Annotated in this window: 18 protein-coding genes and 1 tRNA gene; 10 read left to right on the top strand and 9 right to left on the bottom strand. The window is 71.8% G+C overall.

The genetic code is table 11. The annotated features are described in order from the left end of the window. Nucleotides 1-19: 19 nt before the first annotated feature. Nucleotides 20-2,632, bottom strand: a complete 2,613-nt coding sequence (locus D2L64_RS06695; protein WP_233558817.1) for a fibronectin type III domain-containing protein — start codon at nt 2,630-2,632, stop codon at nt 20-22. Between the two features lie 216 nt (nt 2,633-2,848). Next, entirely contained in the window at nt 2,849-5,074 is a 2,226-nt protein-coding gene (locus D2L64_RS28220) for a tetratricopeptide repeat protein (RefSeq protein ID WP_267898657.1), read from the bottom strand. 216 nt (nt 5,075-5,290) lie between these two features. Here D2L64_RS28220 and D2L64_RS06680 point away from each other — a divergent pair. From D2L64_RS06680 to D2L64_RS06660, 5 genes are all read left to right on the top strand, one after another. Further along, nucleotides 5,291-5,377 (top strand) — tRNA-Leu (locus D2L64_RS06680). 185 nt (nt 5,378-5,562) lie between these two features. Further along, nucleotides 5,563-6,006, top strand: coding sequence for a hypothetical protein (locus D2L64_RS06675; protein ID WP_147376202.1), 444 nt, complete (start codon nt 5,563-5,565; stop codon nt 6,004-6,006). A 174-nt stretch (nt 6,007-6,180) separates the two neighbouring features. Next, a complete protein-coding gene (locus tag D2L64_RS06670) occupies nt 6,181-7,005 on the top strand; it encodes a tyrosine-type recombinase/integrase (protein ID WP_199714447.1) in 825 nt (274 codons plus the stop codon). 157 nt (nt 7,006-7,162) lie between these two features. Beyond that, nucleotides 7,163-7,462: an IS3 family transposase gene (locus D2L64_RS06665; protein ID WP_018829231.1), complete on the top strand. Its 300-nt coding sequence runs from the start codon at nt 7,163-7,165 to the stop codon at nt 7,460-7,462. Beyond that, nucleotides 7,435-8,349, top strand: coding sequence for an IS3 family transposase (locus tag D2L64_RS06660; protein ID WP_325049897.1), 915 nt, complete (start codon nt 7,435-7,437; stop codon nt 8,347-8,349). The genes D2L64_RS06665 and D2L64_RS06660 overlap by 28 nt, the downstream gene beginning before the upstream one ends. A 119-nt stretch (nt 8,350-8,468) precedes the next feature. On the opposite strand, the gene D2L64_RS06655 is transcribed toward D2L64_RS06660, so the two are convergent. Further along, nucleotides 8,469-8,744, bottom strand: a complete 276-nt coding sequence (locus tag D2L64_RS06655; protein WP_119573813.1) for a hypothetical protein — start codon at nt 8,742-8,744, stop codon at nt 8,469-8,471. A gap of 334 nt (nt 8,745-9,078) precedes the next feature. Between D2L64_RS06655 and D2L64_RS06650 the strand changes: the two genes are divergently transcribed. Next, nucleotides 9,079-9,714 (top strand): hypothetical protein, encoded by a 636-nt coding sequence (locus tag D2L64_RS06650; RefSeq protein WP_147376201.1) that lies wholly within the window; start codon nt 9,079-9,081, stop codon nt 9,712-9,714. 271 nt (nt 9,715-9,985) lie between these two features. Here D2L64_RS06650 and D2L64_RS06645 read toward each other — a convergent pair whose 3' ends face one another. Next, the gene (locus D2L64_RS06645; protein WP_199714445.1) at nt 9,986-10,642 is read right to left on the bottom strand and encodes a TetR family transcriptional regulator; all 657 of its coding nucleotides are present in this window, start codon (nt 10,640-10,642) and stop codon (nt 9,986-9,988) included. A 95-nt stretch (nt 10,643-10,737) separates the two neighbouring features. Here D2L64_RS06645 and D2L64_RS06640 point away from each other — a divergent pair, with 95 nt between their 5' ends. Both D2L64_RS06640 and D2L64_RS06635 read left to right on the top strand, forming a co-directional pair. Next, the gene (locus D2L64_RS06640; protein WP_119573811.1) at nt 10,738-11,718 is read left to right on the top strand and encodes a quinone oxidoreductase family protein; all 981 of its coding nucleotides are present in this window, start codon (nt 10,738-10,740) and stop codon (nt 11,716-11,718) included. A gap of 56 nt (nt 11,719-11,774) precedes the next feature. Beyond that, entirely contained in the window at nt 11,775-13,433 is a 1,659-nt protein-coding gene (locus D2L64_RS06635) for a CocE/NonD family hydrolase (RefSeq protein WP_199714444.1), read from the top strand. Nucleotides 13,434-13,573: 140 nt separating this feature from the next. On the opposite strand, the gene D2L64_RS06630 is transcribed toward D2L64_RS06635, so the two are convergent. Both D2L64_RS06630 and D2L64_RS06625 read right to left on the bottom strand, forming a co-directional pair. After that, nucleotides 13,574-14,359 (bottom strand): maleylpyruvate isomerase N-terminal domain-containing protein, encoded by a 786-nt coding sequence (locus D2L64_RS06630; protein WP_119573810.1) that lies wholly within the window; start codon nt 14,357-14,359, stop codon nt 13,574-13,576. Nucleotides 14,360-14,444: 85 nt separating this feature from the next. Beyond that, nucleotides 14,445-15,332 carry a phosphatase PAP2 family protein gene (locus D2L64_RS06625; protein ID WP_119573809.1) on the bottom strand — a complete coding sequence of 296 codons (888 nt, stop codon included), beginning with the start codon at nt 15,330-15,332 and terminating at the stop codon, nt 14,445-14,447. 85 nt (nt 15,333-15,417) lie between these two features. Between D2L64_RS06625 and D2L64_RS06620 the strand changes: the two genes are divergently transcribed. Continuing rightward, complete coding sequence (locus D2L64_RS06620) at nt 15,418-16,101, top strand: DUF3159 domain-containing protein (RefSeq protein ID WP_119573808.1); 684 nt, start codon at nt 15,418-15,420, stop codon at nt 16,099-16,101. A 365-nt stretch (nt 16,102-16,466) separates the two neighbouring features. Here the strand turns inward: D2L64_RS06620 and D2L64_RS06615 are convergent, their stop codons facing one another. Beyond that, nucleotides 16,467-19,367, bottom strand: a complete 2,901-nt coding sequence (locus tag D2L64_RS06615) for a glycoside hydrolase family 48 protein (RefSeq protein WP_119573807.1) — start codon at nt 19,365-19,367, stop codon at nt 16,467-16,469. Nucleotides 19,368-20,327: 960 nt separating this feature from the next. Between D2L64_RS06615 and D2L64_RS06610 the strand changes: the two genes are divergently transcribed. Further along, complete coding sequence (locus D2L64_RS06610; RefSeq protein WP_119573806.1) at nt 20,328-21,842, top strand: GH1 family beta-glucosidase; 1,515 nt, start codon at nt 20,328-20,330, stop codon at nt 21,840-21,842. 70 nt (nt 21,843-21,912) lie between these two features. On the opposite strand, the gene D2L64_RS06605 is transcribed toward D2L64_RS06610, so the two are convergent. Together D2L64_RS06605 and D2L64_RS06600 are read right to left on the bottom strand one after the other, a co-directional pair. Further along, a complete protein-coding gene (locus D2L64_RS06605; protein WP_119573805.1) occupies nt 21,913-22,662 on the bottom strand; it encodes a hypothetical protein in 750 nt (249 codons plus the stop codon). Next, nucleotides 22,662-23,186, bottom strand: coding sequence for a SigE family RNA polymerase sigma factor (locus tag D2L64_RS06600; protein ID WP_119573907.1), 525 nt, complete (start codon nt 23,184-23,186; stop codon nt 22,662-22,664). Before D2L64_RS06600 ends, D2L64_RS06605 begins: the two co-directional genes overlap by 1 nt. Between the last annotated feature and the right edge of the window lie 73 nt (nt 23,187-23,259).

Genomic DNA, 23,259 nt, shown 5'->3' with positions numbered 1-23,259 from the left:
GTGCTCCTCGGCTGGGGGGTCAGCAGGTCGGCAGGACGTTGATGTTGTCGCCGCCCTCCAGGTTCAACCAGGCCCACGGGATGTAGTTGCGCCCGCTGTACTCGACCCGTACCCACCAGGTGCTGCGCTTGTCGTCGTTGTAGACGTACGCGTACACCTCCTCGCCCCGGATCTTGCAGTGCGCCTGCAACCGGGTGCCCGGCCTCGCCCAGCCGACCTGCCGGTCGTTGTCCTGCCGGGGCACCGAGAAGATCTCGTTGCCGTTTCGGCCGTCGCGGTCCCGGTCACAGTAGGTGCGCTGGTCGGGCTCGCTGCCGTTGACACAGGTCGCGATGCCGTACAACGCCTGCGTCTGCTGGGCACGGGTCGCCGTGCCCGAACCCGCGGCGTTGGTCGCCGTCACGGTGAAACCGTAGTTGGTGCCCGGCGTCAACCCGGTCATCGTGATGCTCGAACACGGCCCGCTCCTGGCCGGCTGACCCGACCGGCTCAACGTGCAGGTCGCCTGCCCGCCCCCGGCGTCCACGGTGAACGTCACCGTCACCGCCGTCGCGGTCGCCGACGAGCCGGTCACCGTCACCCGTGGCGGCGCCACCGTCCGCGCCGTCGTCGTCGCCTCCGGCCCCTCGCCGGCCTCGTTGACCGCGCGGACCCGCACCGTGACGTTCTGCCCGTCGCCGAGGCCGGTCAGCGTCGTGCGGGTGTCGGTGACCTCGCTGCGCCGATCGCCCACCTCGACCACGTACCCGGTCACCGGCCGGCCGTTGGCCTGTGCCGGCGCCCACTGCACCGCCACCGTCCCGGACTGGTCGGCCACCGTGCCCGCCCGCAGTTCGAGCGGCTCACCGGGCACCGTGAACGGCACCACCGTGTCGCTGACCGCCGACGCCTCCGACGCCGCGCCCTTGTCGTTGACCGACACCACCGTGAACGCGTACTGGGTGCCGTACTCCAGCTCACCGGCCTTGATCACCAACTCGGTACCGGTCGACTCACCGACCGGGGCGTTCGTACCGGCCGAGGTGGCCGTCACCGCGTACCGGGCGATGGAGTTGCCCTGCCCGTTCGCCGCCGGCCAGCTCACCTCCACCGTGCCGTCCGCCCGCGCCTCGGCGGCGACGCTGGCCGGTGGATCCGGCACCTCCGCCGTCGGCGTCACCGGATTGCTGCGCCGGGACGGGCCGGCGCCCTCGGCGTTGACCGCGTGCACCGAGAACTTGTACGTCTCCCCGTTGGTCAACCCGGTGACCTGGACCGACCGTTGGTTCGCACCGACCTCCAGCCGCTGCCCGGCGCCCTCCACCACGTACCGGATGATCTGGGCGCCGTTGGCCGCTGCCGGTCGCCAACTGACCCGCGCCTGGGCGTCCCCGGCCGCCGCGGTCACGCTGCGCGGCGCGCCCGGCTTGCTGACCTGCGGCTTCTTCGGCGGCGGGGGCGGCGGCGGAGGCTCCACCGGAGGATCGCCACCGAGCACGTCGTTGGCGTACTTGTCGACCTCCCGCACCTCGTGCCGGTCGTTGACCACCCGGGCCGTCGCCGCGTCCGGCGCGTTGATGAACAGGTGGTTCTCCCGCACATCCAGCTCCAACGGCCCGCTCCACCTGCCCCGGATGGTCTCCACCACCTGGCCCGCCGCGTCGAACGCGTACACCACGCCCGCCGCGTCGTCGGCACAGTAGAAACGGCCCGCCCAGGCGACCGCGGCGCCGAGCCGGTCGCCCTCCCCCGGCACGGTGAACGACCGCACCTCACCGCCCTCGGCGACCGCGTGCACCTGTCGCTGCCCGGCCACCGTCACCGGCACCACCGGACCACTGGTACGCGCCGGCAGCGTGCCCGGCCCGGTCAACGTCTGCGCCAACGCCGCCCGGCGCACCGCGCCCCGCACCACCGTGACCAGCGCACCGGCGGTACGATCCAGCACCGCCACACCGTCGTCCAGCGTGGAGACCACCAACTCGTGGCTCGGCTCGGCCACCTCGTGCGTCTCGACCTGCTTCGGGCTCACCGCCGCACCGGGCGCCGAGCCCGACGGCAACGGCGCCGGGGTGATCGCCGACACCGTCCCCTCGGTCGGCACCGCGATCCACAACCGACCCGCACCGTCGAACGTGCCGCCGGTGATCCCCGGCGGATACCGCACCGGCTCGCCGACCGGCGCCAACGACCGCGGGTCCAGCTGCCGCACCACACCCTGCACCGCGTCCACCACGAACGCCGCGTCCTCGTGCAGCGCCACGCTCACCCCGAGCCCGGGCGCGGTCGGCGTGGTCGCGGTGATCTGCAACGTCGCCAGGTCCAACGTGCTGATCTGGCCGGTGTGCAGATCCCGCAGCACCAGCACCCGGTCGGTCTGCACGACCTGCATCGGGTGCCGACGCGCCGCCGGCACCTCCGTCCGGGTGTCCACCCGCGCGGTCACCCCGTTGACCCGGGCCAGCTCGCTACGCGCCGCGCTCCACAGCCAGGAACTCGCGTCGTAGCTGGCCACCGCGTTGTCCGCCGAGCCGAGGCCGAGCACCGTCAGCCCCATCGCCGCGAGCAGCGCCAGCACCGTACCCACGGTGACCAGACCACCCCGCAGCCGCGACCGGGAGCGGGTCGTGCGCGTCTCAACGGCCTCGTCGATGCTCGCCACAGCCGGCTGCCTTCCCGTCGTCCTGGCAGGTGGCGCCCCCGTAAGGCGACCCCTCCCCTGAGCCGGGAGCCATCATATGGTCACGCTACGGACGCCGGGAACCCGCACCGTCCGGCGATGGACACCCAGCGTGGCGTGTCGTCGGCGTGTCCGACCACTACTGTCCGAGCACCACCGTCCGGCCGCGACCGGACAATCGCGACCGGGTCAGTCCCGATCGCCGTCGCCCTCCCGAGAGGTGCACACCTGACTGGAGGTGGCGAATCGGTCGGTGCCGTAGACGGCGAGCACGGTGAAGCAGTAGTCCACCCGCGCGCTCAGCCCGTTCACGGTGTACCGCGTCCGCCCCGGCTCCACGGTGGCCAGTACGCCGAGCGGCTGCCCGGCCCGCCCACCGGCCACCATGAACGGCACCAGACCGTCCGACGGATCGGCCCAGGTCAGCGTGATCGTGGTCGAGTCGTCCCGCAGCTCCAGTTCCGTCGGCGGCGCGCCCGCCGCCACCGGCTCGGACGCACTCGGCCCGGTCGGACCGGGCACCCCCGGTGGCTCGCCCTGCCGGCCCAGCAGCAGCACACCCGCCCCGACCACCGCCGCGATGGCCACCACCACCGCGACCGCCGCCACCACGACGGCCGACCGGTTCGGCGCCGGCGGCGGGTCCGTCGCGGGCACCACCAGCGCACCCTGGTACGGCGGCGCTACCGGGGGCCGTCCCGGCACCACCGATCCGGGCTGTGCCCACACCGGCGCGGCCGGCTGTCCCGGTCCCGGCGGGTACCCGCCGCCGAGCGCACCGTGCTGCGGCGGCCCGCCCGCCACGCCACCGCCCTGCGGCCCGCCGGCCGACCCCCAGGTCGCCGGGGCGAGTACCGACGGCTGAACCGGCGGCGCGCTGGTCGGCGGTGCGCTGACGGGTGGGCCACTCACGGGCGGCGCGCTGGCGGGCAGCCCACTGACGGGCAGCCCACTGACGGGCAGCCCACTGACGGGCAGCCCACTGACCGGCGGTGCGCTGGTCGGCGGTGCGCTGGTCGACGGGCCGCTCACCGGCGGTGGCAGGCCGGCGTCCGGCGTGCCAGCCGGGCGCCTCGACTCCTCCTCCCACAGCGGCCCGATCTGCTGGACCCGGATCGTCGGCTGCGCCCACTCCGGATGCGTCGGCGCCGTCGATTCACTGGCGACCGTCGCCGAAGTGTCGGCGGCCGGTACCACCATCACCCCGGTCTCGTCCTCGGCCACCCGCTGCCGGGGTGCCTGCCATCCCGCCGCCGGACCGGCCGCCGACGGCACACCGGTCGACGGCGCCGGAGCCACCGGCGCCCCGGTCAACGACCCAGCAGGCGCCCCGGTCAACGACCCAGCGGGCGGCCCGGTCAACGACCCAGCGGGCGGCCCGGTCAACGACGCCACGGGCGACACTCGGGGAGCCGGCGGCACGGGCGGCACTCGGGGAGCCGGCGGCACGCCGGGCACGTGCGGACCGACAGCGGCCGGCGGAATCGCCGACGGTGCCGGTGGCACACCCGGTGGCGGCGGTGGCGGCGAGATCGGCGGCGCGGTGGACAGCCCGGCCGGTGGCGGCGAGATCGGCGGCGCGGTGGACAGCCCGGCCGGGGGCGGCGGGATCGGCGGCGCGGCAGACGGCGCGGCCGGAGGCGGCGGGATCGGCGCAACGGCGGGCGGCATGCCCGGCACCGGCGGCACAGCCGGAGGCGGCGGCACCGACAGCGTGCCCGGCACCGGCGGCACAACGGGCGGTACGGCCGGGGGTGGGGGCACCGGCGGCGTGCCGGGCGGCGGTGGCACCCGGGGTGCCGGTGGCACGCGGGGCGCGGCGGGTGACACCGGGACCCGCGGCGGTCCCACCGCCGTCGCGCCGTGCGGCTGCCAGGTCGTCGACAGCACGGCCAACGACACGGTCGGCTCCGCCAGGGCCGGGTGCGGGGGCGGCCCCGACGAGGCCGGCGGGGCGACGACGGGAGGCGGTGGTGGGGCGGCCGGGGCGGCGTCGCCGAGATACTCGCGTGCGGCGCGTACCGCCGGGTGGTCGGCGCCGAGCACCGCGGGCCCGGCGGCGGCGACCCGGCTGTAGTTGCGGCGGGCCTCGTGTCGGTTGCCCAGCTCGTCGGCGACGGACCCCAACTCGTACGACAACGCCAACATCAGCGGGTCGCTGTGCGGCCACCGGTGCTCACCGGCGGCGAACGCCTCCTCCAACACCCGGCGGGCGGCGCTCGGATCGTCCGCCTCCCGGTGCAGCCGGGCCAGCAGGTGCGCGGTGCTGAGCACGTCCGGATGATCCTTGCCGAACGGCGGCCGGGCCGACTCGACCGCGTCGGACAGCAGGTCACGGGCGGCGGAAAGGTTACCCGCCCCGCGCAGCGCCAGAGCCCGTTGCTGGGCGACGGTCAGAGGAGAGGCATGGGGCACACGGCCATGCTGCCGGGTACCCGCACCCCACCGCTACCCGACCCGCAGCCACCGCGTTCGACCGGCGCGATTCCCGGGTCGGACCGGTCGGGCCGGGTAGCGAATGCCGATGTGCATGATCCACCTGCGGCGTGTACAGTAACTCCCCGTGCGGCCCGCAGGGCGGCCTTGCGGTGGTGGACCACCAAGGTCGGCGCGGTAGGCTGAACAAGGCAAGTCCGGGTGGCGGAATGGCAGACGCGCTAGCTTGAGGTGCTAGTGCCCGTATAGGGCGTGGGGGTTCAAGTCCCCCCTCGGACACCAGTTTTGGTGGAGTTCCACCAGGCATGAACCAGATTCGATTCCGTGCTGGTATCGGGCCCGCATACCTGCGATAACACCTGATCATGGGCATCGGTGGGCTGTGCGTCACGGTCGGCGCGTAGCGGCGTTTTGCGGTTGGGCTGGTCATGACACGAACTGGCCGCGACCGTGAGCAGCTCATCGGCGTGCTGATTCCGGCACCGCTTCCCGGCAGACCGCGACCCCGTCCGGCGCCGCTGCCGGCGCTGCCCGCACCAGATTCGACTGCCGACGTTTCCCCGGACTCGGTGCTGATCGGTATGGCGCGTGCGGACCGGTCCGGTCGGGTGAGCGAACGGGGCCTGTTGGGCGCGCTGGGCTGGCCGGCGGGCCACCGTATCGACGTCCACCCGCACGGCGGCATGCTGGTGATCACCTCTGTGCGAGCTGGCCAGCAGGTGGTGGGCAGCCGAGGGGAGTTGCCGTTACCGGCCAGCGTGCGGCAGATGTGTGCGATCGTTCCGGCACAGCCGCTGCTGCTCGCCGCGATCGTCTCCCATGATCTGCTGGTGATCCATCCGGCCAGTAGCGTCGCGTGGCTGCTGGCCGACCTTCACGCCCAGGTGATCGGTGGTCGTCGTGTCGGCTGATCCCGCCCGTGTCGCTACTGCGCGGCAGATGCTGGCCCATCTGGGTGTCACCCTCGCCGATCTGCAGGCCGAGCCTGGTCCGGGCCTGCCGACACTGGCCGAGTACCTGCGCCCCAGGTTGTCGCCGCGGCCGGGCCAGGCACCCGCCGCACGTACGACACCTACTGGCAGCGGATGGCCGCCGCCTGGGGTGACCGTCGGTTAAACGCGGCCAGCGACATCGAGGCCATGCAGCGACAGGCCGCGACGACCGCCCGGTCGCGGCGTAACAGCCGCAGTGGCCGGCACGCCGGTGAGCTGATGATCGCCGCTGCCCGGGCGATCTACAACCGGGCTATCGCCGACGGGCTCATCGATCCCGCTGCCAGCCCTGCCCATCGGGTGGTCAAGCCCCGCCGACTCCCTAGCACCCGCCGCGCCCTGACCCCCGACGAACTGGAGGAAATCAACCTTGCTGCTCGGACCAGCGGCAACGACGTCATCCTCGACGCTCTTCTGCTGCGTCTGCACAGCGAAACCGCCTGCCGCCGTGGCGGCGCACTCGGGCTGCGACTGGCCGACCTGGACACCGGCCGCGGGCTGGTGCGGCTAACCGAGAAGGGCACCACCCTGCGCTGGCAACCCGTCACCCTCGACCTGGCCGCCCACCTCGACGACCACGCCCGCATCCGTGGCGCGGTATTGCCCAGTGACCGACTGTTGCGCTACCGCAACGGTCGGCCGATCACCAGCCGCCGCTACGACCACCTGTGGAAACGCATCGGCGAACAGCTGCCGTGGGCGGCCGCCCAGGGCATCTCCACCCACTGGCTACGCCACACCACCCTAACCTGGGTCGAACGCCATTACGGCTACGGCATCGCCCGCGCCTACGCCGGACACACCGACTCCACCGGCCCAGCCACCACCACCTACATCAAAGCCGACCTGCAAGCAGTCGCCACCGCACTGGCCGCCATGACCGGCCAACCACACCCGCTCGCCATCAATCGGAGGTGATGCCAATCGCCGACGTGGAAGCCCACGTTCGCGGGATACCTGCCGGCCAACAGCCTCACCAACCTCGGCCACGTTCACCAAAGCCTTCCTCCGAGGGCGATTCACGTATGTGGTTCCCCTCGTAACGTGGAGGCCAGAACTTGAGGGATAGAGGTTCATGGCTGAGACGAGACGCCGGTTCGATCCGGAGTTCCGCGCGGGCGCGGTCCGGATCGTGCGGGAGACCGGGAAGTCGATCGCGCAGGTAGCGCGTGATCTGGGGATCAACAGCGGCACCCTGGCCAACTGGGTTCAGCAGGATCGTGCCGCTCGTGGCGAAGCCGCTGCCGGGCAGCTGGCCGAGGACGAGCGGGCGGAGCTGGCGCGGTTGCGGCGGGAGAACGCCGAGCTGGCGATGGAGCGTGATGTCCTCAAGCGATCCGTGGTCCTGTGGGTCAAGGAAGCGACGGGCCGGTGAGCGTGGCCGCCTTCATCGCTTCCCAGAGGACCGAGCATGCTGTGCCGCACGCGGTGGCCTGCCGGGCCCTGGGGGTGTCCGAGTCGTGGTTCTACAAGTGGCGCGGCCGTCGGCCGTCACCCCGCCAGGATCGTAGGACCAGGCTGACGGACGCGGTCCGGCGCGTCTTCGACGCCTCGGGCGGCACCTACGGCAGCCCACGCGTCGGCGACGAGTTACGCGAGCAGGGCTGGCGGGTGTCGGACAACACGATCGCCGCGCTCATGGCCGAGCTGGGCCTGGTCGCCAGAGCGAAACGGCGCCGGCGTGGGCTGACTCGGCAGGGCAAGCGGCCAGCCGCCCCGGACCTGGTCAAGCGCCAGTTCACCGCGTCCGCGCCGGACGTGGCCTGGTGCGGCGACATGACCGAGATCGCTACGCAGGAGGGCAAGCTCTACCTCGCCACCGTCATCGACCTGTACTCCCGGCGCATCCTCGGCTACGCCATGGGCGACCGGCACGACGCCGGCCTGGTCGTCGCCGCGTTGAACATGGCCGCGGTCACCCGTGGCGGCGACGTCGCCGCAGTGATCTTCCACAGCGACAGAGGCAGCGAATACTGCTCGGCCGACTTCGCCCGGACATGCGCCCGCTGGAAGGTACGCCAGTCGATGGGCCGGGTCGGCTCGTGCTTCGACAACGCCGTGGCCGAGGCCACCTTCTCCACCATCAAGGTCGAGTACGTCCACCGCCACCAGTTCCGCACCCGTACCGAGGCCCGGCTGAAGATCGCCACCTGGATCACCGACTTCTACAACCGGCGCCGCCGCCACTCCGTCTGCGACGGACGCTCACCGATCGACTACGAACGGCCAACGACCCGCGTTCTGGAGAACCAGGCCGCATAACCGAGTCCTCCACGATTCCAAGGGATTGACACGTACTTTGTGTGTTGGGCAGTGAGGGCTTCCACTCGGCCGGGCGGCGACGTCGTCGTGCTGGCCGGGCACGTCGCGGTACGCCTCAATCAGCGAGCGGATTCCGCCCAGACGTGGGCGCCCGTCACCTCGACGCCTGGCACGTTTGCCAGTAGGCGATCGGGATCGGCCAGGCTGGCGATGCTGCGGAGTAGGTCGTCCCCGAGTTCTGCGGCAGCACTCTCGAGATCGTCCTCTTCATCGTCCCAGTCAATGCTCACGGCGCGCAGGTGCTGGACGGCGAGTTCGGTGATCGCGGCGGGGTCATCGACACGGACGGTGAGGCGGCAGTGAACCTGCACCGTCGCAGATTGCGGCGTCGTCATGTGTTGATGCTCCCATGATCGGTGTCGGGATGGCGTGCCGCCTCACTCGGAGGGTGATAGAGCTGGTCAATGCATCGGCCCACTGATATGTAAGATCCTTAACAGATCGAAGCAATGTCGCGCAACCCTCGATCCTCCGTGTTGACGTATAGGTGCAGGTTAGCAACGAGTGACGGCTTAATCACTCAGACTTCACTTGACCGATACGGAGCGTGTTGTTTCGCTTACCGGGTCGGAGCGAGTCATCGCTACCAGATCGACGGGGGTTGGCGCCCGGACGTCGTGCTGGATCGCTTCAACACATCCATCCTGTCCGTCCACATTGGAGGCGATATTGCTCCGCTCCCGCTCCCTGGTCGTGCCGGCCGCAGCGACGCTGCTGCTGGCTGGCCTCGCCGTGCCGGCCGCTCCGCCGGCACAGGCGGCCCCTCCACCCAGCGCCGTACCAAAACCGCAGCAGTACGCGACCGAGGCCGCCGACGTCATGTCCGCACGTGTGCTGGCCAGGCTTTCCGGCAAGCGCGTCGAAGCCCTCTCCGAACGCGACGAGTCCGCCACCACGTGGGTCAACCCTGACGGATCACTGACCTCCGAACTGTCCTCCGGGCCGATCCGCTTTCAGCGCGACGGCAAGTGGGTCGACGTCGACCTCACCCTCGAACCCGCCGCTGACGGCAGCATCATCCCCAGGGCCCACCCAGAGGGACTGCGGCTCGGCGGGGCCGGCGGCACGCGGGCGCGGTCGATGGCCGAAACCCGCACCGCCAAGGCCCGCACCCTAGCCACCATCGGCGAGGGCGACCAACAAATCACACTGCAGTGGAAGGGTGGACTGCGAAGCGTTCAACGCATGAACACCTGTTTCCGGCAGGTGTGCAGGGTGCGTGTGGCCGAATCCCCCCTCGGACACAAGAATGTGGCGGCTGCGCCCAGGGTACGTACTGGTGGTCAAGCATGCTTGACCACGTGAATCTCCTCCTCTTCACGGTCTCTGCCCGGCTGGTTCCGGGTGGTGGTGGCCGTGGTTGACACCTCGGTGGGCCCGGTGATTCCACCGGCGCTCCCGACGCGACGCGCGGGGTGGGCGTAGCGCGGTGGAGCAGCTGATCGCCGCGTTGCGGTGGCCGAATCAGCGGGCGGTTGGAGAACCGGCTGGCCAACGGCATCGACCTTCGGCTCGACGGTGGCAGCGCCGGGTAGGCCCGTGTGACCGGCTCCAGCCGGTCGCGCGGCCGTCTTCATCAGGTGGCGGTGAGCGTCTCGGCCAGTCCGACAGCGGTCGACTGCAGCAGGAGTTGGAGCCGGGGACGGAAGTCGAAGGCGACGTGGCCCCATTCCGGCACCTGCTCGTACAGCGCCGCGAGGGTGGGAGTGGGGTTCGAGACCTGCCAGAAGTTGGCGGCGAAGGCGAGTGTGGCCGCCAGTAGCGCCTGGATCTGGTCGACGGTCATGCTGCTCGCCCGGTCCAGGGCGGCCACGATCTCGTCGTAGGCGGCGAAGGCCTTGGTCTTGTACTGCCGGGCGCGCTCGATGTCGACGTCGCCTTCCAGGCTCAGCGTCACATGGGTCAGCAGGTCGCAGAAGACCGGCAGGGACGCGATGGTGTCGGCCAGCACCAGAGCCACCTCGCGCGGCCCGAGGCCGTCGCTGTCGCGCACCTTGTCGATGATCGCGGCGCTCCACTGCTGCCAGCCGCGTTCGGCCAGTTCGAGAAGCAACTCCTCCTTGCTGGCGTAGTAGCGCCGCACCCCCGTGCGGTGCAGGCCGGCTCGCTCGGTGACCGGGGCCAGCGTCACGAACCGGACGCCACCCCGCTCGAGGGCCACCGCTTCGGCGGCCACCAGCAAATCCTCGGAACGACGCTGCTTGTCATCGATCGATCGTGCCCGCTGACGCATGACCCCACCATAACGCACCTTGTGCTGCGCTACGTCTTCCGCGTATGCTGACGCCACTTAACGCATCACAGGGTGCGTTAAAGGAGGGAACCGCCATGAAGGCAGTACAGGTCACCGAGTTCGGCGACGCGAAGGTCCTGGTGCTCACGGAGCTGCCGGACCCCGAGCTCGGGCCCGGCCAGGTGGCGATCGACGTCACCCACGCCGCGGTCGGGCTGATCGACGTCTACCTCCGGCAGGGGCTGTACGAAGGCGTGCCCGGTCTGCCGCAACCGCCGTACGTCCCGGGCCTCGAGGTCGCCGGCACGGTCCGGGCCGTCGGCGAGGGCGTCACCGATCTCACGATCGGCGAGAAGGTGGTGACCCTGTCGGCGTCGGCCACCGGCGGCTACGCATCGGTGTACGTCAGCGACCGGGCCAGGGTGCTGTCGACCCAGGCCTACGACCTCGACCCCGCGCTGGCGGTGGCCGTCGTGCCCAACGCGCTGATGGCACATGTCGCTCTCACCGGTCCGATCCAACTGCACCCAGGTGAGCGGGTCCTGGTGCACGGCGCGTTCGGCGCCCTGGCGGCGGCGTTCCCCGGTGTCGCCAAGCAGCTCGGGGCGGCCCGGGTGGTCGGCACCGTGCGCAACGACCGGGTGGCCGCGGCGGCCACCAGCAGGCTGCCGTACGACCAGATCGTCGACTCGGCCACCATGCTGAGCGTCCTCGGCGACGAGAAGTTCGACGTGATCGTCGACCCGGTCGGCGGGCAGGTCCGCACCGAGAGCCTGCAACTGCTCGCCCCGGGCGGCCGGCTGCTGCTGGTCGGCAACGCCAGCGGCGAGTGGGAGCACGGCGTCAACGGCAACACGATCTGGCAGGGCAACTTCATCGTGGCCGGCTTCAACGCCGGTGGCTACCTGCCGGCGCACCCGGAAGCCGTCCCCGCCGCCGCGGCCGCCGCCCTGACCGCCGCGTCCTCCGGGCTCGCCGACACCGAGATCGAGTTGCTGCCCCTCGCGGAGGCGGCGACCGCCCACCAGCGACTGCAGGAGCACACGGCCCAGGGCCGCGTCGTCCTCGTCCCGTGAGACCGCTTGACCTCTCGGCCCCCGCACCGGCTCGTCCGAATCAACAGGAGACCATCGTGAGCACCCGCCCCAAGAACAACTTCGTCACGAAACTGGCCGGTCGGCTCGGACAGCGGATGCTGAAACTTCCGCCGGCCGTCACCCGCGAGGTGACCGTGGAACGGGACATCCCGATCACGGTCGAGGACGGGGTAACCCTGCTCGCCGACCACTGGGCGCCCGCGGGCTCCGCCGGCATCGCGCTGGAGCAGCTGCCCACCGTGGTGGTGCGGACCGCGTACGGGCCGGGTGGCCCGCTGGGGTGGATGTACGGCCGGGCCATCGCCGAGCGCGGCATGCATGTGCTGATGGTGCGCAGCCGGGGCACCTTCGGCTCCGGTGGCACGTTCCTGGCGATGCGGCACGAGCGGGAGGACGGGCTGGCCACCCTGCGCTGGCTGGCGGACCAGACGTGGGCCAGGGGCGGCGTGGTGCTGGCCGGCTCCAGCTACTTCGGTTACACCCAGTGGGCGGTCGCCGCCGAGGCGCCGGTGCAGGTCAAGGCGATGGTTCCGCACATCACGTCGTCGCGGCTGGCGCTGACCCTGCTGCGTCCCGGTCGTTTCGAACTCGACACGCTGACCAACTGGGTGTGGAACACCGAGACGCAGGAGCGACCGCGGGCGTTGCTGCGGTCCATGCTGGGCCTGGACCGTAAGCGCGTCGCCGCGGCGATGAACACGCTCCCGTTGACCGGTGTGGACAAGGCGCTGCTCGGTCACGAGTCGCCGTTCTTCCAGGAGACGGTGCGTTACGACCAGAACGACCCGTACTGGAAGGACGTGGACCACAGCGGCGCCGTCGGTGACGTGACCGTGCCGGTCAGCTCGATCACCGGGTGGTACGACATCTTCCTGACCGACCAGCTGCGCGACTTCCAGGCCCTGGCCGCAGCCGGCCGTGGCCCCCGGCTGACCGTCGGCCCATGGTGGCACGCCGACCCCGTGGGCATGGGCGCCGCGATCGAGCAGGTGGTCGATTGGGGGGCCGCGCTCGCGCGGGGCGAGCAGCCGGCCGACCGGGCGCCGGTGCGGTTGTTCGTGATGGGTGTCGGGCAGTGGCGTGACTTCGACAAGTGGCCGCCGGCGGGGTACCCGCAGCAGCGCTGGCACCTGCGCTCCGGCGGCGCGCTGGAGCGGGGTGTGAACCCGGCCTCGCCGCCGAGCACCTTCACCTACGACCCGAACGACCCGACCCCGTCGGTGGGCGGGCCGAAGCTGGACGGTAACGGTCCCGGCCCCAAGGACAACCGGTCACTGGAGAAGCGGGCGGACGTGTTGACCTTCACCTCACCGGTGCTGGAGTCCGACCTGGAGGTCATCGGGCAGGTCACGGCACAGGTGTGGCTGCGCGCCGACCGGCCCAGCAATGACCTGTTCGTCCGGCTGTGCGACGTCGACGAGCGCGGCAAGTCGATCAACGTGTGCGACGACCTGGTCACCGTTCGGCCCGACGGCACGACCGAGGTGACCGTGGAGCTGTCACCCACCGCGTACGTCTTCCGGCGCGGTCACCGCCTGCGCGTCCAGGTGAGCGCCGGGGCGTTTCCCCGGTTCGCCCGCAACCTCGGCGGGGACGAACCGGTCTCGACCGCCACGACCGCCCACGTCACCCACCTCGAGATCCTGCACGACGGCGACCACCCCTCCGCGATCCTGTTGCCGGCGAAGGCCTGAACCCGGTCCTCAGCCGGCGGTGACGCGTGCCCGCATGCCGTTGCGCCGGCCTTGACGGCGTAGTGGGCCCGGAGACTGCCGCAGGTGCACGAGGCACTGACCGGTCGGGACGTCGCCCGCGGCACCACGGTCGGCACCTACTACCGCTGACCGCGCCCCTCGTCGCGGCCGAAGGCGAGCAGCCGGATCCCGGCGGCGTCGAGGGCGTGCTGTTCGGCGGCGCTGCGTGGGGTCCGGCCGGTGGCCTTGTCGATCAGGGTCAGCCGGTCCCAGCCCAGTTGCGCGGGTAGCGGCCGGCCGCCGGTGAGCAGCTCCCCGATCACCCGGCCGGCCGCCGGCGTCAACCACGGTTCGCGGTCCAGCGCCGCGGCCAGGTCCAGGCCGTGCACCCCGACCTCCACCACCCGGGTACGGAGGAACTCGGTCACCGTCATCGCGTCGCCGTGGCGGGTGCGTACCGTCCGTTGGGCCGGGTGGGCGTCGACGGCGGTGAGGGTGGCCCGCCAGGCCCGGTCGAAGTCCGCGGCCCACGGCCCGTCGGGCTGCCGCCCCGGCGCCGCACGGTCGGGTTCGGCACCCGTGGCGACCGCCGCAGGACCGGCGGCGTCGACGCGGGCGGCGTGGATGCGATCGGCGTCGACCTGCCGGGTGAACTTGGCCGCGCCGAAGTAGCCGGCGGCGTCGACGTCGGCGTGCTCGGGTGCCGGGCCGGTCAGCATGCCGGCCAGCCGGCCGACGCCGGTGCGTACGTGTGCCAGCAGTTCGGCCACGGTCCACGGCACGCAGCGGGTGGGGCGGCCCAGGTCCGCCGGGTCAAGGGTGGCCAGCACCTCGGTGAGCCGGGCGCACTCGTCGTGGAAGGCGGTGCGGACCGGGTCGTGGTCGCGCTCCCCCGCCCCGCGTTCCCCGGCCCCCGACGACGCCATCCCGGGCAAAGCCGCTCCGGACGGATCCGTCCCGGCCGCGGCCGATCCTTCAACCGGACACTCGTCACCTCCGTTGCCCGCCGGATCAGCCCTGGTGACGGGGGACGATCCGGTGCACGGCGGAGAGCACCAGCGCCATCACCACCCCCATCGACCCGGCGATGCCGGCGGCGCTGCCGGCGTAGCCGACGAACAGCGGCCGGCGGGTCAGGTCGGTCGGCACGGTGCCGCGCAGGTCCAGCAGCCAGGACAGCGCCACCACGCAGGCCACGATCCCGAGCAGGCCACCGACGGCGAGCAGCAGCACGGTGCCGCGGTGCGCGTCTGCCGCCGCCACCTGTGCCTGTTCCCGCTGGGTGACCAGCAACAGCAGACCGGCCAGGGCGGCCCACACCCCGACCACCAGGAAGGCGGCCACCGCGTCGCTGGGCCGGTGCCAGCCGGCCGAGAGGGTGGCCACCCCGGCGGCCGCCGCGTAGCCGGCGCCGACGACGGCGGCGAAGGCGCGCCCCTTGGGCGGCAGGACGAGCACCAGCGCCACCGCCACCGACGCGGCCACGGTGGTGTGCCCGCTGGGCAGGCTGTTGCCGACGTACGCCCGTTCCAGGTCGATGCCGTAGTCGGGCCGGCCCAGGCCGTACTTCAGCAGTTGGGTGCTGACGTTGGACCCGGCGATGACCATGGTGGCCGCGACGGCCAGGGCGACCCGGCCCCGGATCAACGCGATGAAGCCGATCATCAAGGTGGCCGCCAGCAGGGACACCACCGACATCGCGTTGAGGATCCGGTTGACCGGATCCTCGATGTGTTCACGGCCGATCCGGTTGCCGGTCAGAGCCACCGTGTCCAGCCACTGCCCGGTGCCGGTGTGCAGGGCCAGTCGCCAGACGGCGAGGAACGCCGCCGTCTGGACGAGGACCAGCACGACCAGCCAGACCGCAGTCCCACCCCTGGGCGTCACGCGCACCCGCACAACTTAGCGGCCCGGTGTGGCCGGCCGACCGGTGGCCCGCCGACCTCACCGGGATAGGTTTGCGGGCAGGTGAAGGAGGGCGACGGTGACCGGTACGCAGCAGCGTGACACTCCGGACGTCCCGCGACCGGAGTCGTTGGCCGATCTGCTCGGCGGTCGCCGGGGAGCGGTCGACGCCACCCTGCCGCCGGTCGCCTTCACGGCGGGTTGGCTGCTGGCCGACCGCTCGGTGACCGCCGGGGTGGTGGCCGCCCTGGCGGTCGGTGCCGCGGTGGCCGGTTGGCGGCTGCGCCGGGGCGACCGTCCCCGGTCGGTGCTGATCGGGTTGCTCGCCGTCTGCGTGGCGGCGATCGTGGTGGCCCGTACCGGACGGGCCGAGGACTTCTTCCTGCTGCAGCTGCTCGCCAACGCGGCCAGCGCGCTGGTGTGGGCGGTCAGCATCGTGGTGCGCTGGCCGCTGCTCGGGGTGGTGGTCGGCGCCGCCCTCGGTCAGCGGGGGCGATGGCGCCGCGACCGGGCGCTGCTGCGGGCGTACGCCCGGGGCAGTTGGGTGTGGACGGCGACCTACGTGCTCCGGGTGCTGGTGTTCCTGCCGTTGTATCTCGGTGGGCAGGTGGTCGCCCTCACCGCGGCCCGGGTCGGGTTGACCTGGCCGCTGGTCGCCGCGGCGCTGGCGGTCAGCTGGGCGGTGGTGCGCCGGTCGCTGCCGGCGGGGCATCCGGGGCTGCGGCACCCGTCGGAGGGTCCGATCGCGACGCCCGGCGGCTGAGCGCCGCAGGGGTCGGTGGGCCCGCGCGACTTCCGGGCACCGGCCGGCATCCGAGGGCGTACGCGAACATCCAGGGACATATGCAAAGGGAGAGGCCGCCACGGGGGGAGCGGCCTCTCCGGTGATGTACGTTACTCCGTTCCCGGCGATGTTGTGATGCCGGGGCGGCTACTTTTTTTCGCGATCTGCGCGGCACGCCCGAATCCTCGGGCGATGGGGTGGGCCGGCTGCTCCGCTGCGTCGGCCAGAGGGCCGACCCACCCCGACCTGACCGTGGGAGTCAGGCCGCCCGGCCGGTACCTGCCTCTACCCCCGAGGCCCGGCCGGAACCTCCGGGTGGGTCACCGCCCACCCGGAGGAGTCGTTCAGCCGTTGGGGAACAGCTTCCCGTAGTCGGCGTAGGCCATGGCGACGTCCGCCTGCGCCCAGAACCGGTGGTAGCGGAACTCCGGCTCCGGCCCGCCGTCGAGGTACGCCTGGACCTTGGGCCACGCCGGGTCGTTCTTGTAGAACGACCGGATGTCGACGAAGCTCTTGCCCGGTGCGACGACGTCACCGTTGGGCATCCGGCCGGTCCAGCCCTGCGGGATGTACAGGCCCTGCCCGGTGCTGGCGTCGTAGACGTCGTCGAAGCGCCGGTAGTCGCCGCGCTTCTCCACCGTCGACACGCCCTGGGCGTCGCTGGCCGCGTGCAGCGCGTCCAGCAGGCCCTTGGCCGTGTTCTTCGCCGCCGTGTTGCCCGACTTCGCCGCGTACGCGATGAGCGTGCGGGCGTAGGCGGCGGCGACGCCGACGTCCTGACCCTTGACCGTCACCTCGACGTGCAGGTTGTTGTTCGGCTGCGGGTTGCTCGGGTTCCAGTTGTTGGGCTGGCCGGTCCACTTCATGTCCGACGGGATGGACCAGTTGGTGCCCAGCGTGGTGTTGGCGATCGCCCACGGCACCCACTTGTCCAGCAGCACCTTGGCCCGGGCGTTGCCGGAGACCAGGTACAGCTCGGCGATGCGCTGCATCGACCAGGCCTGCATGCCGAACCACTGGTTCGACGGCGGGTCGTTGTAGACCGGATCCTCGTCGTAGAACATGCCGTAGAAGGTGGCGGTGCCGGCCGGCGGGGTGCCGTAGTGCCCGCCCCAGCTGTTGGTCGCGCCACCGGCGATGCCGCCCTCGGCCGACTGCAGCCAGGTGTACAGCTCCAGCTGCCGGTTGAGGCTGTTGTTCCAGTCCGCGGCAGCCGTCGGCGAGCGCGGCTTGAGCTCGTCGACGTTGGTCAGCGCCCAGGCCGCGAACGGGTTCTGGTAGCCGAAGTGGCTGTGGCTGGAGCCGATCCGCCAGGACCAGTTCTGGCTGGCGTCGTACGCGCCGCCCCAGGCGTAGTACCAGGACAGCAGGTAGTGCGCGGACTCGCGGTTGTTGCCGGCCGGGCAGGCGCTGGCCCCGACGCAGTTGCCGATCCGCTTGAAGTACTTGTCGAACAGGGCGTACCGCAGGTAGTCACCCATCCGCGCGGCCTTGGTCACGGTGGCCGCCACGTCGGCCGCCTTGTTCTGCTCCTTGGCCCAGGTCAGCGCCCAGTAGGCGGCCTGCACGGCGCGGGCGTCGGCGTCCGGGGCGTTGGTGTACTTCCACTGCTTGGCGGGCGCGCCGGACTCCTTGATGAACAGGTCCAGGTAGCCGTACTGGCCGCCGTGCGCGAAGGTGTCGCAGGACGGGTGCGGCACGGTCTCCCACACCGACTCCTGGGTGCCCCGCTGGAAGGTGTTGATGTACGCCGGGCGGGTGGTGCCGTCGCCGCAGCGGCCGAAGCCGTAGACGTTGTCCACGTCGAGCAGCCAGTGCATGCCGTAGATGTTGCCGGTGCCGTAGGTCTGCTGGAGTTCCGAGCGCAGCGGGTCACGGCCGACCGGCACGTTGGAGTCCAGCTGGGACGGGTACTGGCTGGGCAGGTCGTTCTCGGCGGCGTAGGAGGCGTCGCCGGGGCTGCCGGCGGTCGGCTGGTCGGCCGTGGACGGGATGATGTAGCGCTCCATCACCGTCCAGGCGTTGTTGAACGGGGTCCAGTTCTGGGTGACCCGACCGTAGTACGCCTCCAGCCACAGCCAGAAGCTGAACGCCTCCGAGGTGGTCTGGTGGCCGTGGTCGGGTGCCTCGACGATGAGCGTCTCGATGGAGTGGTACGGCACCCCCTCGGGGCTGAAGTAACCCGAGTTCTTGATCTTGCCGTACTGGGCGAGGAAGCGCTGGACGTACTCGCCGTCGCCACCGGGCACGTCGTTGTCGATCTCGGTGACGGTGACGGTGGCCGGCGTGTGGCCGGTGGCCGAGGCGGTGATGGTGGCGGTGCCGCCCACCGTGTCGGCGTCCTCGGCGGCGCGGACGGTCACGTCGACGCCGGTGTTCCAGTTGCTCGGGGTGAGCGTCACCGAGGTCGGCGAGACGGTGATGTCGGTGTCGCCGGTGCGGGTCAGGCTCGCCGCGACGTTCGCGGTGGGCGCCCGGTTCAGCTTGAGGTTGAACGTCGAGCTGCCGCCCTCGGGCACGCTGAGCGCGGTCGGGGTGGCGACCAGCGCGGGCGAGGTGGCGGCGGTGACGGTGAACGCCCGCTCGGCGACCGCCGACAGGCCGCTGTTGTCGTACGCCCGGGCCTGCACGGTGTAGTCACCGGCCGGCAGGTTCTCCAGGGTGTACGCGTACGGCGCGGTGGTGTCGGTGTTCACCAGCAGCCCGTTGCGGTAGAACTCGACGCGGGCGATGGTGCCGTCCGGGTCGCTCGCGGTGGCGGTCAGCGGCACGGTGGCGGGGGCCACGAACGGGCCGGCGGGGACCGACAGGCTCACCGTCGGGGGCTGCTGCGTGGTGCCACCGCAGGTGACCCCGTTGACCGAGAACGAGGTGGGCTTCGGGTTGCTGCCGGTGTAGGAGCCGTTGAAGCCGATGGTGGTGCTGCCACCGGTGGCGAGGTTGCCGTTGTACGACTCGTTGACGGCGGTGACCTCGTTGCCGCTCTGGCTCCAGCGAGCCGACCAGCCCTGGGTGACCCGTTGGTTGCCGGGGAAGGCGAACCGCAACGTCCAGCCGTTGATCGGGTCGCCGATGTTCCGGAGGGTGAGGTTGGCGGTGAAGCCGTTGCTCCAGTCGTTGGTGGTGTAGACGACGTCACAGGCCGGCGCGGCCTGTGCGGCCCCGGCGGGAACGGTCACCCCGCCGATCGCCAGTGCCGCGGCGGCGAGCCACGCCAAGCGGCGACGTCTTGCCAGATTTCTCATCTGCGCGGTGTCTCCTCGGACCTGGCCGGGGGTGTGCCGCCCCGGCGGTGACGCCTCGCCGACGACAGGACCGCGAGACGCCAGTGGATGGTGGTGGCCCCGGCCGGCGGCCGGGATGCGGCGGGGGCGTCGTCGCCAGACGGCTGCACTTCCGCTGCTGGTGGGACGCCGTACCGGACGCACCGGAAGCCCTCGGCGACCCGCGCTCACGCGTACCTTGGCTCCACGCGGTCGATCGACAGTGTGCCATGGAAGCGCTCCCAGCACCAGACGGTGACGCTTCCGGAAACACCGAGTTGTTTCGATCTCGTTTTGGGGCTTTCACAACGGCGTGACGGGCGTTACAGTCGCAGCAACGTCGATGGGAGCGCTTCCATCGACAAGGCTCCACGCAATTGATGGCCCGACGCCGTGCCCACGGCACCGGGCGCGAAGACCGCAGGCCGACGGCGGGCCAGCCCGGACACCGCCGTCAGCCGTCGCCCCACTACAAAGTGGAGGGAGGTGGATCCACAAGCCACTCGCGTGGCCCGGCTCCCGCGCGACACGCACGACTGGGACGCCAATCCGCACGTGCGTGTACCGCAACACGGTGGGGACGGGGGTTGCCCTCCCCCGTCCCCACACTAAACCCCCGTTCACGATGGGAAAAGAGGCCGACGGGTCAGACGCGCATCACCCGCGCGCCCCGCACGGCAGTCGACCCGCCCGCCGACCGCCAGCCGCGACGCCCCGCCGACCGCCCGGGCGCGCGCCGCCGGTCCGCCCGCGGAACTCGGCGTACCCCGGTCCCGCCGCACCCGACGCCCGACCGGTAAACGCCCACCCCTTTGACACCCCCGCCACCGCGCCCCCCGATGATCTGCGACGATCGGGCCCCGGTGCTGACCGCCCAGCCTCTACGCTTGGTTTGGGAGCGCTCCCGGCTCCGGCGGTCAACCCCATCCACGAGGAGATTCCATGTCGATGCTCACCAGGCGACACCTGCTGCGCCGCGCGGCGCTCTCGGCCACCGCCGCCACGCCGGCCGGTCCCGCTCTCGGTGCCGCCGCCACGCCGGCCGGTGCCACCCTCGGTGCCGCCGCCACCGCGGCCGGCGCCACCGCACTCACCGGTTGCCGGTCCGAGGACCCGGTCGAACGCGCCGAGCCGGCCGCCCGGCTGCTCTTCCCGCCGGACTTCGGTTGGGGCGCGGCCACCTCGGCGTACCAGATCGAGGGCGCCGCCAAGGAGGACGGCCGCGGCGAATCCGTCTGGGACACCTTCAGCCGTACTCCGGGGCGCACCCGCAACGGCGACACCGGGGACGTCGCCGCCGACCACTACCACCGCTACGCCGAAGACCTCGATCTGATGCGCGACCTGGGGCTGCGCAGCTACCGGTTCTCCATCTCCTGGCCGCGCATCCAGCCCGACGGCACCGGCGCCGCCAACCAACGCGGCCTCGACTTCTACCGCCGACTCGTCGACGGCCTGCACGAACGGGGCATCGCCCCGATGGCCACGCTGTTCCACTGGGATCTGCCGCAGACCCTGCAGGACGCCGGCGGCTGGGAGTCCCGCGACGTCGCCCACCGGTTCGCCGACTACGCCGCGACGGTCTTCGCCGCACTCGGTGACCGGGTGCCGGTCTGGCTCACCATCAACGAGCCCAAGACCGTCGTGCAGAACGGCTACCTGCGCGGCCACCACGCCCCCGGCCGGCAGGATCCGGACGCGGCCTACCTGGTCGCGCACCACCTGCAACTCGCCCACGGCCTCGCCGTGCAGTCGCTGCGCGCCGACGGCAGCAACGGCCGCATCGGGCCGGCCTTCAACCTGCATCCGTGCTACCCCGCCGACGACTCCCCCGCCGCCGCCGAGGCGGCCCGGCTGTACGACGGCTACGAGAACCGGCTCTACCTCGACTCGGCCTTCCACGGCAGCTACCCCGAGGACGTGCTGGCCGACCTCGGTCCGGACAGCCGGCTGGTACGCGGAATCCAGGACGGCGACCTGGAGATCATCTCCTCGCCCGTCGACCTGCTCGCCGTGCAGTACTACACCCCGATCTACGTCACCGGCACCGGCGGCACCGTCCGCCGCTGGCCCACCTCCGAGGCCAGCTGGCAACAGATCTACCCGGACGGCATGTACGACATCCTGACCCGGGTCACCCGCGACTACGGCCCGGTTCCGCTCACCGTCACCGAGAACGGCCTGCCCACGCCCGACGTGCTCGGGGCCGACGGCACGGTCGAGGACACCGGCCGGGTCACCTTCCTGCGCGACCACCTCGCCGCCGCCCACCGCGCCATCGCCGACGGGGTGCCGCTGGAGAGCTTCCACGTCTGGTCCCTGCTGGACAACTTCGAGTGGGAAGAGGGCTACGAACAGCGCTGGGGACTCATCTACGTCGACTACCCCACGCAGCGTCGGGTGTTCAAGCGCAGCGCCCACTGGTACCGCAAGGTCATCGCCGACAACGCCCTGTGACCGACCGGTAGCACTCGGGCCTGGGGCGGCGGTCGCGCCCCGGGCCCGTCGGCGCGTACGCCCCGCCGGCTCAGAGCCGCCGGTCCTGCGCGTCCCAGGCGAGGATGCCGTCCAACCGCTGCCCCGGGGACAGCGACTGCGGCGGGAACCAGAAGATCACCACGTCGGGGTCCTCGCTCCAGCGGGCGAGCTTCGCCGGAACGGACACCTTGCCGACCCGACCGACGATGCGCACGGCCGGTCCGACGAAGTACCCGAACGTCGGTACCGGGTCGGCGGGCAGGGGTTCGGTCGACGGTTCGTAACCGATCTGGTGGAAGCCGGGTCGGCGGTCGCTGCCCTCGACGTCGTTGGCCAGGTACTCCGCGACCAGCTCGCCGTCGGGAGTACGCCGGCCGGCGACCAGCCCGATCGTCACCTCGGGTGCGCCCGGCACACTGACCGGGACGAAGTAGAACACCATCTCGTCGGCGCCGTACCGGAGTCCGGTCGCCACGACCTCCCCGATCGGCGGCTTGCCGGGCGGCTCGGTGGCGGTCGGTTCGGCGCTGGCGGGCGGCCCGGCGGTCGGGGTGCCGACGGTCACGGTGACCTGCGGCGCCGGTACGGCAGCCGGGTCGATCGACACGGGTCGGCGCAGCACGGCCAGCACACCGGCGGCCACCACCGCGACCGACAGGACGACGACGGCGCCCCGGACCGCCCGGCGGCGGTGCCGTCGTCGGCGCCCCTCCCGCATGATCGTGTCGACGTCGAACCGGCCCCGGCCTTCCGGTTCACTGGCGCGCAGGGCCGCCCGGAGGCGGTCGGTGTCGTTCATCATCGCCCTCCGGGCGTGCTCGCTACTCGCCCTCCGGGCGGGCGGGGTTGCTCGCCCAGGGCCTGCCGCAGCTTCTCCAGAGCCCGGGAGCTGGTGCTCTTCACCGTGCCCAGGGAGACGTCGAGTTCGCGGGCCACCTGGGCTTCGGGCAGGTCGAACAGGTACCGCAGGACGACGATCGCCCGCTCCCGGGCGGTGAGCGTGCCGAGGGCGGCCTGCAACCAGCGCCGCGCGGTCACCTCGTCGGCGACGTCGCCTCGGCGCTGCTGCGGAAGCTCGTCGGTGGGATACTCCCGGATCGGCCGCCGCCAGTTGTCGACGATGTGGTTGACCAGCACCCGCCTGGTGTACGCGTACGGGTCGTCGCGCCGTACCCGCGACCAGGAGGCGTAGGTGCGGACCAACGCGGTCTGGGTGGCGTCCTCGGCCTGGTGGTGGTCGCCGGTCATCAGGTACGCGGCATGGGCCAGCCGGCCGGACGCCGCGTGGACGAACTCGACGAACTCGGCGTCACCCCTGGCCATCGCCACCTCTTACCTGCCGCACATCCGATCAGGACGGGTGAGGCCCCGGAAAGGTTGAGTCGTGGGCGGATCA

This window comes from Micromonospora radicis, assembly GCF_003583405.1.
Lineage (GTDB): Bacteria > Actinomycetota > Actinomycetes > Mycobacteriales > Micromonosporaceae > Micromonospora > Micromonospora radicis.
The sequence above is the reverse complement of the archived record's forward strand: the minus strand, read 5'-3'. Positions and strand labels throughout refer to the sequence as shown.